Raw genomic sequence first — 13778 nt, 5'->3', positions numbered from 1 at the left:
GCAGGGTCCTCAGGCAGCGCGGATGCGGTCGACCAGCGCGGCGATGTCCGGCTGTTGCAGGTACTGCTGCAGCAGCGGCTGGGCGGCGGCGCGGAAGGCGGGCATGTCCACTTCGTTGGCTTTCACCCCGAAGTCGAGCACCGCGCGGCGCGCAGCGCTTTCGGAGGCATCCCACTGCTCGCGCATCACGCCCACCGAGGCGCGCGCGGTATGCAGCAGCAGCTGGCGGTCATCGGGGCTGAGGCGCTCGAAGCTGGCGCGCGACATCAGCAGCACGTCCGGTGCGTAGGAGTGATCGCTCTGCGACCAGTAGTGCGCGGCCTCGAAGTGACGGCTGGAATGGAAGCTGCGCATGTTGTTCTCGGCACCGTCGATCATGTGCGTTTCCATGCCCGAGAACGTATCGCCCAGCGACATCGGCGTCGGGTTTGCACCGAGCAGGCGCATCAGCTGGATGAAGATGTCCGAGGAGGCCACGCGCAGCTTCAGGCCATGCAGGTCCTTCGGCGAAACGATCGGATGCTTGGTGTTGTAGAAGCAGCGCGCGCCGGAATCGTAGATCGCCAGGCCCACCAGGTCGCGGCTCTCGAAGCCGCGCAGCACCGCGTCGGCCACGCCGTCATCCAGTGCGGCGCGCTGGTGCGCGACCGACTTGAACACGTAGGGCAGGCACAGTGCCTGGGTCAGCGGGAAGGCGTTGTTCAGCGCACCGGCGTAGACGCGGGTGATGTCGATGGCACCGAAGCGGGCCATGTCGATCGCTTCCGATTCGCGGCCCAGCTGGCCCGAGTGGTACTGCCGCAGGCGCAGCCGGCCCTGGGTTTCGCGCTCCAGCGTTTCGCCGATCCACTTCACCGCAGTGACGGTGGGGTAGTCGGCCACGTGCACGTCGGTGGCGGTCAGCAGGGTGCCGCCGTCCACGCTGGCGCCCGGCCCGCGGCCACAGGCTGCGAGCATCGGCGTGGCCAGGGCAGCAGCGCCACCGGCCAGGAAGTTACGTCGTGTGATCATCTGCGCCCTCCCGCGCGTGTTCACCAGGGCAGGCCAGCGGTTATCCCGCTGGCACGGCCCGGCAGGCAATGTCGCCGAAGCCGGCGAAACGCACCAGCGCGGTCTGCCCGGCGGTGATGTCATGGATGCCGGTCGCGTTGCCGGTGGCGATCAGGTCGCCCTTGCGCAGCGGCCGGCCACGCAGGGCCGAACGGGACAGCGCGAAGGCGTACGCAGCGCGCAGGCCACCCGGCAGGCGCGTCGCACCACCGGTGCCGACCACTTCGCCTTCGATCAGCGTCTCGGCACGCAGCGAGGTTTCATCGCGTGCGGTCCAGTCGGCGATCTCCGGCCCCAGCACCAGGCCGTTGTTGTTGCCGAAGTCGGACACCACCACGCGCGGGCCGAGTTCGTTGATGGTGGCCAGCGGGCTGCTGGCCACTTCCACACCGATGTACAGGCGCGCGGGCAGGGCCTCGGCCTGCTCCGGCGACCAGTGCAGTTGTCCGGCCGGAGCGTCCTCCAACAGCTCCAGCACGTACTCCGCTTCGACCGCGGCAAAGCCGCCGACGAACACCGGGATGTCCGTTGTTCCACCGGTAGCATTTTTCAGCTGACGGGAAAAAATGGGGCCCAGCAGGCGGTCATCCGCGGACACGTCACGGCGCTCGGCGGCGATGTAACCCACCTTCCAGCCGACCACGCGGTCATCCCAGGCGGCGATGGCCAGGTCCTGCACCTGGTAGGCGCCTACCAGGGTGTCCGGGATGGTGCCCGGGAATGCGGCCAGCGACTGCCCGGCGCGGCGGGCGGTGGTGAAGGCCTGGGCGATCGCGGCCGCATCGTCCGGCGGCGGCGTCTGCCCATGTGTGCCGTGTTCGTTGCTCAAGAACGGTCTCCCTGTGTTTGTTGCACTGCCCATCGACAGCGTCTGCAGGAGGTGTATATGGTAAACCGGTGTCATCGTGCAAGCCGCAGCGCATCACGTGCTGCCACCGGATGCACCAGGCACCCTGTCCCTGTCCTGCCGGAGCCGTTGCCTGCCATGCGTCTGCGTCCTGTCGTGCTGTTGTTCTGCGGGCTGTTGCTGGCCCTGCCGCTGACCACCTCCGCCGCGCCGCCGCGCGACAACGAACGCCCCGGCCAGGAGCTGGCCGGCGAACAGATCGCGCTGTGGCCGGCCGGGCAGGTGCCGGGTGAGCAGGGACCGGTGCGGCCGGCACGGGTGGTCGAGCGCAGCCGTGATCCGGCGCAGCCCGACCGCTATGTCGACCAGATCGATGCGCCCTACCTGCTGGTGCATCCGCCGGCGCGGCCGAACGGGCGCGCACTGCTGGTTATTCCCGGTGGCGGTTACCAGCGCGTGGTGATCGACAAGGAAGACAGCGCCCTGGTGCCGGAGTGGGTGGACCGCGCCGGCTACACCCTGTTCGTGCTGCGCTACCGCCTGCCGCAGGCCGGCCGTGACCGCCAGGCCGCGCTGGCCGATGCGCAGCGCGCGCTGCGCGTGGTGCGCGGGCAGGCCGCACAGCGTGGGCTGGATGCCGGCAGCGTGTCGGTGATGGGCTTTTCCGCCGGCGGCCACGTCGCCGCGCGGCTGGCCACCGCCTTCGATACCCCGGTGTACCCGGCGCGCGATGCGATCGATCGGTTGAGCGCACGGCCGGCGCGGGCGGTGCTGGTCTATCCGGTCATCGACATGGGCGCGCATGCGCACAGTGGCTCGCGCGGGCGCCTGCTGGGCGAACACCCCGATGCGGCGCTGGCGGCGCAGTACTCCATGCAGCAGCAGGTGCGTGCGGACATGCCGCCGACCCTGCTGGTGCATGCCAACGACGATCGCGTGGTGAGCGTGCGCAACAGCGTGCTGATGGCCGCGGCACTGGCCGACGCCGGCGTTGAACACGAACTGCACCTGTTCGCCCACGGCGGGCATGGATTCGGCATGCGCGTGCCGCCGGACTCCATCCTGGCGGCGTGGCCGATGCTGGCGGAAGCGTGGTTGGCGGCTGCGGGCATGGGGTCGGATGGGGGGTCAGAGCCCCGCTCCGGTGGCGAGGGAATCCGACCCCGGGGTAGCCGATGAACACCGCGCCGAACGATCTGCAGCGCCGCCGCTTCCTGCGCGACAGCGCGCGCTGGGCCTTGGCCACGGCCACCGTGGCATCACTGCCGGCGGCGCTGGCAGCACCCGGCCCGCGCGATGACACCCAGGTGCTGGCGCGGGTGCGCGGCGGGCGCGTGCGCGGCCAGCGCGAACAGGGTGTGCTGGTGTTCCGCGGCCTGCGCTACGGCGCAGATACGGCCGCCCACCGCTTCCAGCCGCCGCGCCGCGAAGCGGCCTGGCGCGGCATCGCCGACGCGCTGGAATTCGGTGCTGCGGCACCGCAGGGCGGCAGCGAAGGGCCTGGCAGCGAGGACTGCCTGTTCCTCAACGTGTGGACGCCCGCGCTGGATGCGCGCGCGCGCCGCCCGGTGCTTGTGTACATCCACGGCGGCGGCTTCAACAACGGCTCCGGCAGCGACCCGCTGTACGACGGCAGTGCGCTGTGCCGCCGTGGCGACGTGGTGGTGGTCACCCTCAACCACCGCCTGAACACCTTCGGCTACCTGTACCTGGGCGCGCTGGGCGACCCGCGCTACGCGGCATCCGGCAATGTCGGCCAGCTGGATCTGGTGCAGGCGCTGCAGTGGGTGCGCGAGCACGCTGCGGCGTTCGGTGGCGACCCGGGCAACATCACCGTGTTCGGCCAGTCCGGCGGCGGCGCCAAGATCGCCACGCTGATGGCGATGCCGGCCGCGCGCGGCCTGTTCCAGCGGGCGTGGACGATGAGCGGGCAGCAGGTCACCGCCGCTGGCCCGCGCGCAGCCGCACAGCGTGCAGCAGTGGCGATGGACGCAGTGCGCGCGCCGGACCTGGCCGCGCTGCTGCGCCTGCCCGCGGCCGATCTGCTGGCCGCGACGCGTGCCCGTGATCCCTCGCGGGTGGAGGACAGCGCCCTGTACTTCGGGCCGGTGCTGGATGAGGTGGTGCTGCCGGTGCATCCGTTCTGGCCGCAGGCACCGGCGCAGTCGGCGGCCATCCCGATGGTGATCGGCAACACCCGCGATGAAACCCGTGCCTTCCTCGGCAACGACCCGGGCAACTTCGCGCTGGACTGGATCACCCTGCCGGCGCAGCTGGAGAAGCAGCAGTTCGTCGATCTGCTGCCCTCGGTGGTGATCGAGCACTACCGCCGCCTGTACCCGCACTACACGCCGTCGGAGGTGTTCTTCGCGGCCACCACCGCCGGGCGCTCCTGGCGTGGCGCGGTGGAAGAACTGGAAGCGCGTGCCCGCCAGCCGGCCACGGCGGCGCCCACCTGGGCCTACCAGCTCGACTGGCCCTCGCCGGTGCAGGAAGGGCGCCTGCGTGCCTTCCACACCCTCGACATTCCGCTGGTGTTCGACAACGCCGGCCTGCCCACGGCGCGCACCGGCGGCGGCGCGGATGCACGTGCGCTGGCCGCGACCATGAGCGATGCACTGGTCGCCTTCGCCCGCCACGGCAATCCCAACCACGCCGGGCTGGCGGACTGGGCGCCGTACACCCTGCCGCAGCGGCGCACGATGCTGTTCGACGTGCGCAGCCGCGGCGCCGATGACCCGCGCGGTGGCGAGCGCGAGCTCTACCAGCGCGTCCCCTTCCTGCAACGAGGAACCGCCTGACATGCGCCTGCTGCCTGTTCTGCTGGCCCTGGCCGTGGCCGGCGCGGCCCACGCCGCCGTCGACCCGTCGATCAGCGACCGCCCGGCACCCACGCCGATCCGCGCCAGCAAGATCGTACTGGTCGGCGATTCCACCACCGCCGTGCAGGGCGGCTGGGGCCCGCGCTTCTGCGCCGACCACGTGACCTCGTTCGCCGCCTGCCTGAACCTGGCACGCGGTGGCCGCAGCACGTACAACTACCGCGCCGAGGGTTCGTGGGCCCTGGTCGAGGCGGAGATGCGGACGCCGGGCTACGCCGCCACCTGGGTGCTGATCCAGTTCGGCCATAACGACCAGCCGGGCAAGCCGGGGCGCTCGACCGACCTGCAGCAGGAGTTCCCCGACAACCTGCGCCGCTACGTGCAGCAGGTCCGCGCGGCCGGCGCCAAACCGGTACTGCTGACCCCGCTGACCCGACGCCAGTTCGTCGATGGCGTGCTGGTGGACGACCTTGCACCGTGGGCCGACAGCGTGCGTGCGGTGGCGCGCGAACTGCAGGTGCCGCTGGTGGATCTGCATGCGCGCAGCCGCGCCCTGGTGCAGGCACTCGGGCCGGTGCCGGCGATGCGGCTTGCGCAGGCACCGGCGAGCCAGGCGCAGGTGGCCAGCGCCCTGGGCGGCACCACGGTAGGCGCGAGCCCCGGCCTGGCCGGCGCGCCGGCGGCGGTGCAGAACGCGGCATTGGAGCCGATGGGGCAGGCCAAGCAGGCCTTCGATTACACCCATCTGGGCGACGAGGGCGCGCAGGTGTTCGCAACCCTGGTGGCCACGGAACTGGCTCGCGAGGTGCCGGGGATGCGCGCACTGCTGTTGCCTTGACGCGGCCAACGCCAAGAAACGTCGGTTAATTACGTCGAATTATTTCGTAATTGGCCTTTCGGCCGCAGGCTGGGCGGCTGCAAACATTCTGTTAACCCAGCTCGCCTAGACTGGCTGGCATGGGAGCAGCATTCACACCATTGCCGTTCACGGGCCGGGATCGCCTGCTGGCGGCCATCGACGGCGCGGTCTGCCTGGCCGATCCGCCGTTGATCACCCACGCCCTGCAGAGGGTGCTGCGCGAGGCCATCATCGATCCGCTCATCGAACTGCCCGCCTGTGTACGCCGTCCGGTGGACGGCCATTACGCGCGCCGCGAACTGCACCGCAGCCCGACGTTGGGCTACAGCGTCATCGCCATGTGCTGGGGGCCGGGGCAGGGCACGCCGCTGCACGACCACGATGCGATGTGGTGCGTGGAAGGCGTCTGGCAGGGCGAACTGATCGTCACCCCGTATGCGCTGCTGGAACGGCAGGGCGATCGCCACCGCTTCGCCGCGCAGGAGGCGCTGTACGGCTACCGCGGCAGCGCCGGCAGCCTGATTCCGCCGCACGAATACCACACGCTGCGCAACGCCAGCGAGACCGACGTGGCGGTGTCGGTGCATGTGTACCAGGGCGTGATGGAACGCAGCGCGGTGTTCGACCCGCTCGACGATGGCTGGTACCAGCGCCGGGTGAAGATGATGGAGACCGACGCGGCCTGACGTCGCGCATGAGCATCGCTTTCCGTAGAGTCGAGCTTGCTCGACTGCGCTTTGCTGACCGCGCGCATGCGCATCGCTCTCCGTAGAGTCGAGCTTGCTCGACTGCGCTTTGCAGGGCACCAACAGCAGTCGAGCAAGCTCGACTCTACGCAGGCGAGGCAGCGGCACGCCCCATCAACGCGGCACGTCGGCCACGTTGTTCAACCGGGTCACTTCCTCGCCGCCATCGGCCAGCGCCACGCGCACGCGCAGGCCGCTGCGGTCACCGGCGGGCAACGGCAGCGACACCACCACCGTCTTCGGCTGCAGGTCGGTCGGTGCGGCCAGCGCCGGCACCTCGGTGCGCGCGATCTCGCGGCCACGTGCGTCCTCCAGCACCGCTACGCCCACGCCGCTGCCGGCATGGCCCAGGCTGTGCACGGTCACGTGTACCTGGCGCCCGTCCACCCGCACATCGCCGCGACCGATGCCCAGGTCCGCGCGCATTTCCACCGGCGTACCGGCGGTGATCCGCTCGAACTCGAACACTTCGGTGCGGCCCGGTCGGAACTGCATCGGCACCGAAGCGCTGGTTTCCAGCTGCACGCTGCGTTCGGTGGCGGTGCCGTCGATGCGCCCGTCGCCATCGGCGTCCACGCCGCTGCGCACGCGCCAGGTGCCGCTGGCCACGTTCCAGCCGGTCATGTCGGCGGCGATGGTGCGCGTGCCCAGGTTGTGGCTGGTCACGGTGAAGCGTTCGCGTGACGGCGCGTGCACCAGCAGGGCCACCTGTTCGGCGGCGCCGTCGCGGTCGAAGCGCCAGCTGACGGTGTGGCCGGGCCAGCTCTGGTTGCGCTTCAGCGCGATGCCACCCAGGCGCGCGCGCTGCAGGAACTCGCTGGGCGCTTCCACGCGGTCGGACCACCAGTGGCCCTCGGTGTTCATGTAGGCGCGCTGCACCTTGGCCTGCAGGCCGTCGGCGTGCAGCGCGTCGATGTACTTCGTATCACCGCTGGCCTGCCACGCCATCAGGCTGGCGAAACCGGTCTTTCCAGCATCGGCGTCGGCGGTCAGCGTCGGGTACCAGTCCTGCTGCCTGCCCAGCACGTCCACGTAGTTCTCGCCCAGGTTGGCCAGCGCGCCCGGCCCACCACGCGCCACGCGGTAGTCCAGCGCCTGCAGGTACTTCGCATCGCCGGTCCAGCGCCACGCCGCCCAGAAGGTGTGCATCGTGTCGCCGCCGCCGGAGCCGTTGTTCAACTCGCCACCGCGGGTGGCACCGGTGGCCCAGTTGATCTCGTTGGGCAGGGTGAAGCGGCCCTTCCCGTCAGTGCCCGCGTGGGCCAGGTAGCCATCGGCCAGGCCGATCACCAGCTTGCGGCCGGTCGCATCGGCGTTGTACTGGCCCAGCAGGAACGCCGGGTGCAGCACCGGGAACGAATAGGGCTTCTGCCACTGCCAGTTCGGTTCGCGGTAGACCTTGTTGCCACCAAACCAGTTGCTGGAGAACAGCAGGTTGCCCTGCGGGTTGCGCAGGATGATGCGCTCGTCGAACGCTTTCACCGTTTCCATCAGGCGCTCCAGCGTCAACGGGTCGCCCCAGTTGAGGTAGAGCATGGCGCTGTTGGTGTTGATGCCTTCCTCGTAGGAATGCAGCTCGTCGGTCTCGATCGTGCTCAGGCCGTTGCTGAACATGCCATTGCGGTACACCGCATCGGACAGCGCGGTCAGCGAGGCATTCAGCCGGTCCGGCTGCACGCCCATCAGGGCCAGCCCCGGCCACTGCTGGGTCAGGTCGGAATCATCGGAAATGCCGCCGCCGAAATCGCCATAGGCCACCTGGCGCTGGTCGATCCACCAGTCGACGAACTGCCGCACCTGGGCCAGGTCCTGCACCTGGTTGAATGCCCACGCCGGCACGCCCTTGGGCACGGCCGGTGCGGTGTAGGGCGGGCGGCCCTGGCTGTTGTAGCTGATGTAGTTCCAGTACAGGCGGCCAAGTTCGTGGTCCGGGTCCACCCGCAGCAGGTCGCTGAGGTCGGCATACACGCGCGCATACAGGCGCTGGCGCTTGGAGGTGGTGTGCTCCTCGACCAGGAAGCCCCAGTTGTCGCGCACCTGGTTGAAGCGGTCGGCGACGTGCTCCTTCAGCGCGTCCGCGCGCGGCTTGAACACCAGGCGGATCTGCGCGCCATCCAGCGCGGCGGCATCGAAGCCCGGCGCGGCCGAGGCGATGCTCAGCCACAGGCTGTCCGGGGTGAGGATACGGTCGCGCAGGTCCAGCCACAGCGTGCGTGCCTGCCCCGGCTGCACCGACACCGAGACATCGATCATGTCGCGCGCCGGCCAGATCGGGTCCTTGATGCGGATGTTCAGCGGGATCAGGCCGCCGTGGGTGGCCGGCAGGTCCAGCGCAGGGATATCGATGGCCACGCCATCCAGGCCGTCGTGCATGTTTTCCCAGCTGTAGGCCCAGCTGCGGATCAACGGCTGGTTGGCCGGCGCATCGCCCACGCCGGAGGGAATCAGCACGTGCACGATCGGCCGCGGCTGCGCCGGCAGGCTGCCGGCATCACGGCGGCGCGAACCGGCGCCCTTGGGCAGGGCCATCACCGTGCTGCGCTCGGCCACCGGGTAGCGGCCATTGATGTAGTGCCGCAGCGCATCGAGGTTGGTGTAGTCGGGCAGCGCCTGGCTGTCGATCACGTAGGCCTGCTTCACCGTGCCTTCCGGCTCGGCGCCTTCGCTCACGTTGTAGGCCCAGATTTCCTGGATCGGCGTTTCCTGTTCGACGTTGCTGAAACGCAGCACGCCGCCCTGCTGCGCGGGAATGTCCTGCACGCTGCGCACCACGCCGCGCGGGCGCGTGGCCAGCACCTGCATGGCATGGGCAGCGTCGGGGCCGTGGGCCAGGGTGCCGAAGGCCGCACCGCGGATCTCCATGCGGTTCACCGTCTCCCCGGCCGGCAGGGTCAGATCCAGGTGCTGGCCGCTTTCCACGTAGGTGTTCCAGTCCGGCAGCTGGAAATAGTCGTTGCGGCCGGGCAGGCGCGAGCGGTTGTACACGCCCGGCCAGGTGGTTTCGGCGATGCCATCGGTGGCCTTCCACATCCATGCCTTCAGGTCACGGGTATCGGCAAACTCGATCTTGCGGATGCGCGTGCCGGCCGATGCCAGTGCCGGCGGTGCCGCACCTTCCCAGCCGAAGCGATGGCGCCAGGCACGCTCGTCGGTGGCCGCTGCCACTGCGCTGGCCGGCGCCTTGCCGCCCGCCAGCGCCTGCACGGCAGGGCCATCGAGCATGCGGTCGTAGACGCGGATGTGCTGGAAATCGCTGCCGCGCAGGAAGTTGTAACGGCTCTGCACCTGGTAGGGCGCCATCACCCGCCCGGCCAGGCCGAGCTGGTCCAGCGCCGCGTCGTAGTCACCGGTGGCCTGTGCACGCGCCACTTCGCGGCCATCGACGAACAGGCGCACGCCCTGGTCCTCGTCCCAGGCAAAGGCCAGGTGCAGCCACTGCTCCGGCCGCGGCGGCGTATCCATGCGGAACGACACGCGGCTGCGCGCGAGGTTGGCATCGGTGACGAACGCATCGAAGCCGTGGCCGTTCCAGTCGATGCGCAGCCATGCCATGTCCCAGCTGCTGTGGTCGGCATAGCCGACGCGGAAGATCACGAACGGTGCTTCGCCCACCGCGTAGCGCGGGCGCCAGTCGAAGGCGAGGGTGCCACGCTGGGCCTGGATGTTGCCGGGCGCATCCCAGGCCAGCACGCCATCGTCTTCCCACTGGATGGCCTTGCCGCGTGCACCGTCATCGACCACCGCCGCCTTGTCGCGGAAGTTCGGCACCGCTTCGCCCTGCGCCGTCACGGCAGTCAGCCCCTGGTTGGCGTCGACGTGGAACAGCAGCGTCGGCGACGGTGCGGCCAGCGCGGGCAGCGCGGTGGCCAGCGACAGCGCGGCCACCAGCAGGCGGCGGCGCGGGCGGATCAGGTCAGGAGCGGTACGGTGCATGGAACCTTCCTTTCAGCAGCATTCGACGGTGCAGCGGCATGGCGGCGGTGCGGTACGGCGGGGCAGGGGCGTGCTCAGAACTTGTAGCGCAGCCCCAGGTAGTACTGGCGCCCGGTGTGGGTGTAGCGGTCGGGCAGTGACAGGGCCGAATCGACGAAGCGCTCGTCGGCGCTGTCCAGCAGGTTGATCGCCTCGAAGCTGACGGTCAGCTGCTTGTTGAACTTCCAGGACATGTTGAAATCCACGTTCTCCACGCTGTACTTGCCGGTGACATCGGCGGTGGCGTACTGGTTGCCGTCCAGGTCCCAGACGTTTTCCTGGGTCAGGATCTGGTTGATGTAGGCATCGCGGTAGCTGGTGGACACGCGTGCGCTGAAGCGGCCGTCGTCGTAGTACAGGGTGGCGTTGTACGAGTTCGGCGACAGGTTCAGCAGGTCGTTCTCGGTGTAGGTGGTGACGATGGTGTCGCCGCTGCCGGAACTGAAGAGGTATTTGATCTTCGAATCGACGTGGGTGTAGTTCAGCTGGATGCCGAAGTTCTTCCAGAAGCCGGGCAGGAAGCTGAAGGGCTGCTGGTAGGTCAGCTCATAGCCCTTCAGCGGGCCACCGGGCGTGTTGAAGTAGCTCTGCACGTTGAACAGCGTGTTCGGGCTGAAGCCGGCCGGCAGCAGGTCCAGCGAATAGCCCATGTCGCCCCAGGTGGTCAGCAGGCGGGTGCGCTGCACGTAGGTTTCGATGTCCTTGTAGAACACCGCCGCCGACAGCAGGGCACCTTCCTGGAAGTACCACTCCGCGCTCAGGTCGTAGTTGGTGGAGCGGAACGGATCCAGCTTCGGGTTGCCCAGGTTGATCGAGTAGTAGCGGTCCTCGTCGAGGAAGCTGGTCGGGCCGCCGCTGACGCTGGGCGACAGGTTGGACAGGGTCGGCCGGGCCATGGTCTTGGCCGCGCCGAAGCGCAGCACCACGCTGTCGGTCAGGTCCCAGGCCAGGTTCAGCGAGGGCAGCCAGTCGTCATAGCGGTGGCCGACGGTGGTGGCCACCAGCAGGCGCTCGCCGGCATCGGCGGTGGCGCTGGCCACGCCCAGGAACGGTTCGCAAGCCGCCGACAGGTCGCTGCTGCTTGCCGCCTGGCACGGTGCATAGCCGCTGGCATCGATCTCGGTGCGCACGTAGCGCAGGCCGAGGTTGCCGCGGAACGGGCGGTCCCAGAGTTCGGTGTTGAAGTCCAGCTGCAGGTAGCTGGCGTAGCTCTTCTCGGTCACGTCGAAGTTGTTGTTCGAAGCACCGAAGTGGCCGACGCCGGCCAGGCGGTAGTCGCCGCCGAGGGTGCCGGTGTTGCAGTTGCAGTAGATGTCCAGCAGCTCGGCGATGCGGTTGAAGTCGGGGATCAGCCAGCTGCCCGGCGTGCTGCCATCCAGGCCCTTGCCGAAACCATCGAGGCTGGTGGACAGATCGCCCACGCCGACGCCATCGGGCAGCGCCTGCGACATGCGGCCATAGCTGATGTTGCGGTACTCCTGCGTGCGCATGCCGTAGTCCTTGTAGGCCAGGCCGCCGCGCAGGGTGAAGGTGGGCGACACGTTGAAGGTCAGGTCGACCTTGGCGGTGTCGAAGCTGTTGTCGACGTACTGCGGGTTCAGGCGCACTTCGCTGATGTTGCCGCCACGCGCGGTGCCGTTGGCGTTCACCGGCGCGGTGCCGTAGCCCAGCCATTGCCACGATGCCGCATCACCTAGGGCGAAGGGGAAGGTCATCGACGGCATGCTGGCGCCGTTGCGCATGTCCAGCACGAAGCCATCCAGGTTGCTGTTGTCGAAGCTGACCATGGAGAACACCGGCCGCTCGAAGCTGGACGAGGAGTGGCCGACCAGCGCATCCAGGCGCACGGCATCGTTGAAGCGGTGCTCGAAGTTCAGGCTGGCCTGCTTGAACTCGGTGCTTTCCTCGATGGCGGTTGATTCGGTGCGGAAGTCGACGTTGTCGAACACGCCGTAGACAAGCCGGTTCTGTGCATCCACCTGCGCCTCGCGCACCACGATCTGGGTCTTGCCGCCGTACTGCGCGGTGCGATGCAGGTTGGCGCCGATCGAGTCCTCGCGCTGGTCCTTGTCCAGCTTCGAGTACATCAGGTCGAGGTTGAGCAGGCTGTCGGGGCTGAAGCGGAACTGCAGCGCGCCGGTGACGCCCAGCCGCTCGATCTCATGCTCGGTGCGGATGTAGCGCGGGTAGCGCGGGATCCACGCATTGGTGGCGGTCTCGTAGGCGGCGATGTTCTCTGCCGTTGCATCGGGGCGGTCGATGCCGGTGCCGCAGTGGGTGGCGTCGATGCCATAGCTGCCCCAGCCGTTGCTGCGCGCCTGGTTGGCGGCGCTGCCGACGCCCTGCGCGGTTTCATTGGCGGCCGGGTTGCGCGGCGTCTGCGGGTCATAGCCGGCCGGGCTGCAGAAGCCGTAGGTGCCGTTGTTGGCGGCCGTGGCCTGGTTGGAGTTGCGGTAGTTGCCGTGCTCCCAGCGCACCGGGTTGTAGCCTTCCTCGAAGATCGTGCGCTTGCTCCACGCCGCCGACACCAGCGCACCGAAGCGGCCGTCGGCCCAGGTATTGCTCAGCAGCGCCGACACGCGCGGGTCCTTCGAGCGCGACAGTTCGTTGTAACCGTACTGGCCATTGAGCGAGGCCTGGAAACCATTGAAGTCGAACGGCCGCGACGCGCGCAGGTCGACGGTGGCGCCGAGCGAACCTTCGTCCATCTGCGCCGACTGGGTCTTGTTGACCTTGACCCGGCTGAACAGTTCGGAGGCGAAGGTGTTGAAGTCGAAGCCGCGGCTGCGGTTGACGCCGGTGCTGCCGCTGCCGGCGGTGGACAGCGCTTCCAGGCCGTTGATGCGCACGCGGGTGAAGTCCGAACCGAGGCCGCGCACGGAGATCTGCTGGCCTTCGCCGCCTTCGCGGTCGATGGAGACACCGGCGATGCGCTGCATCGACTCGGCCAGGTTCAGGTCGGGAAACTTGCCGATGTCCTCGGCGTAGATCGCATCGACCTGCTCGACGCTGTAGCGCTTTTCGTCCAGCGATTGCTGCAGGCTTTCGCGGTAGGTCGCCTTGACCTCCACCTTGTCCAGGTCGACCGCATCGGCGGCGGCCGCTTCCGGCGTCTGTTGTGCATGCGCGGCGTGGCTCAGCGCCAGTCCGATCGACAGGGCAAGCACGGTGAGCGGCGCGCGGCCGCAGTGAAGCGCGAGCGACGAATCCATCTGTAATCCCCTCCCAGGGTGTCCTCAAGCGTTGCGAAGGCGTTCTAGCGTGCGTACCGGCCTCCTCCGGTACGACGCAGGTGCAACGACTTGCTGACACCGCGGGTCACGCGTGAACGTAACAAAGCGCATGGCGCGCGGCATCTTGCGCCGCAGCAGCCGCAGCGGCGTTTCTTCGTTGCACTCGAAGTGGGGGGGGGGGGGGGCCCCCCCCCCCCGCCGGGGGCGGCGGCCGGGGGGGGGGGCGCGGGCCCCCCGCGCCGCCCCCGC

8 protein-coding genes are annotated in these 13778 nt (G+C 69.1%); 4 read left to right on the top strand and 4 right to left on the bottom strand.

Annotation, left to right across the window (positions count from 1 at the left end; all coding sequences use genetic code 11):
* Positions 1–9: 9 nt before the first annotated feature.
* Positions 10–1011 (bottom strand): TRAP transporter substrate-binding protein, encoded by a 1002-nt coding sequence (locus IAE41_RS11375; RefSeq protein WP_200733196.1) that lies wholly within the window; start codon positions 1009–1011, stop codon positions 10–12.
* Between the two features lie 40 nt (positions 1012–1051).
* Complete coding sequence (locus IAE41_RS11370; protein ID WP_108757866.1) at positions 1052–1879, bottom strand: 2-keto-4-pentenoate hydratase; 828 nt, start codon at positions 1877–1879, stop codon at positions 1052–1054.
* 156 nt (positions 1880–2035) lie between these two features.
* Here IAE41_RS11370 and IAE41_RS11365 point away from each other — a divergent pair, with 156 nt between their 5' ends.
* The 4 genes from IAE41_RS11365 to IAE41_RS11350 all read left to right on the top strand — a co-directional run bounded on the left by IAE41_RS11365 (position 2036) and on the right by IAE41_RS11350 (position 6264).
* Positions 2036–3076 (top strand): alpha/beta hydrolase, encoded by a 1041-nt coding sequence (locus IAE41_RS11365; RefSeq protein WP_200733195.1) that lies wholly within the window; start codon positions 2036–2038, stop codon positions 3074–3076.
* Positions 3073–4698: a carboxylesterase family protein gene (locus tag IAE41_RS11360; RefSeq protein ID WP_200733194.1), complete on the top strand. Its 1626-nt coding sequence runs from the start codon at positions 3073–3075 to the stop codon at positions 4696–4698. The genes IAE41_RS11365 and IAE41_RS11360 overlap by 4 nt, the downstream gene beginning before the upstream one ends.
* A 1-nt stretch (position 4699) precedes the next feature.
* Positions 4700–5557: a rhamnogalacturonan acetylesterase gene (locus IAE41_RS11355; RefSeq protein ID WP_200733193.1), complete on the top strand. Its 858-nt coding sequence runs from the start codon at positions 4700–4702 to the stop codon at positions 5555–5557.
* 119 nt (positions 5558–5676) lie between these two features.
* Positions 5677–6264, top strand: a complete 588-nt coding sequence (locus IAE41_RS11350) for a cysteine dioxygenase family protein (RefSeq protein WP_200733192.1) — start codon at positions 5677–5679, stop codon at positions 6262–6264.
* Between the two features lie 174 nt (positions 6265–6438).
* Here IAE41_RS11350 and IAE41_RS11345 read toward each other — a convergent pair whose 3' ends face one another.
* Together IAE41_RS11345 and IAE41_RS11340 are read right to left on the bottom strand one after the other, a co-directional pair.
* Complete coding sequence (locus tag IAE41_RS11345) at positions 6439–10257, bottom strand: LamG-like jellyroll fold domain-containing protein (RefSeq protein ID WP_200733191.1); 3819 nt, start codon at positions 10255–10257, stop codon at positions 6439–6441.
* Between the two features lie 74 nt (positions 10258–10331).
* Positions 10332–13508 (bottom strand): TonB-dependent receptor, encoded by a 3177-nt coding sequence (locus tag IAE41_RS11340; protein WP_079224513.1) that lies wholly within the window; start codon positions 13506–13508, stop codon positions 10332–10334.
* Positions 13509–13778: the final 270 nt, after the last annotated feature.

It is taken from the genome of Stenotrophomonas sp. S39 (genome assembly GCF_016624665.1).
Lineage (GTDB): Bacteria > Pseudomonadota > Gammaproteobacteria > Xanthomonadales > Xanthomonadaceae > Stenotrophomonas.
This window is presented reverse-complemented; position numbering and strand designations above follow the sequence as displayed.

Excerpts from the sequence above, each read along its gene's own strand:
- IAE41_RS11375 (WP_200733196.1), bottom strand. The coding sequence starts at position 1,011 with ATGATCACACGACGTAACTTCCTGGCCGGTGGCGCTGCTGCCCTGGCC.
- IAE41_RS11365 (WP_200733195.1), top strand. The coding sequence starts at position 2,036 with ATGCGTCTGCGTCCTGTCGTGCTGTTGTTCTGCGGGCTGTTGCTGGCC.
- IAE41_RS11360 (WP_200733194.1), top strand. The coding sequence starts at position 3,073 with ATGAACACCGCGCCGAACGATCTGCAGCGCCGCCGCTTCCTGCGCGAC.
- IAE41_RS11355 (WP_200733193.1), top strand. The coding sequence starts at position 4,700 with ATGCGCCTGCTGCCTGTTCTGCTGGCCCTGGCCGTGGCCGGCGCGGCC.
- IAE41_RS11350 (WP_200733192.1), top strand. The coding sequence starts at position 5,677 with ATGGGAGCAGCATTCACACCATTGCCGTTCACGGGCCGGGATCGCCTG.
- IAE41_RS11345 (WP_200733191.1), bottom strand. The coding sequence starts at position 10,257 with ATGCACCGTACCGCTCCTGACCTGATCCGCCCGCGCCGCCGCCTGCTG.
- IAE41_RS11340 (WP_079224513.1), bottom strand. The coding sequence starts at position 13,508 with ATGGATTCGTCGCTCGCGCTTCACTGCGGCCGCGCGCCGCTCACCGTG.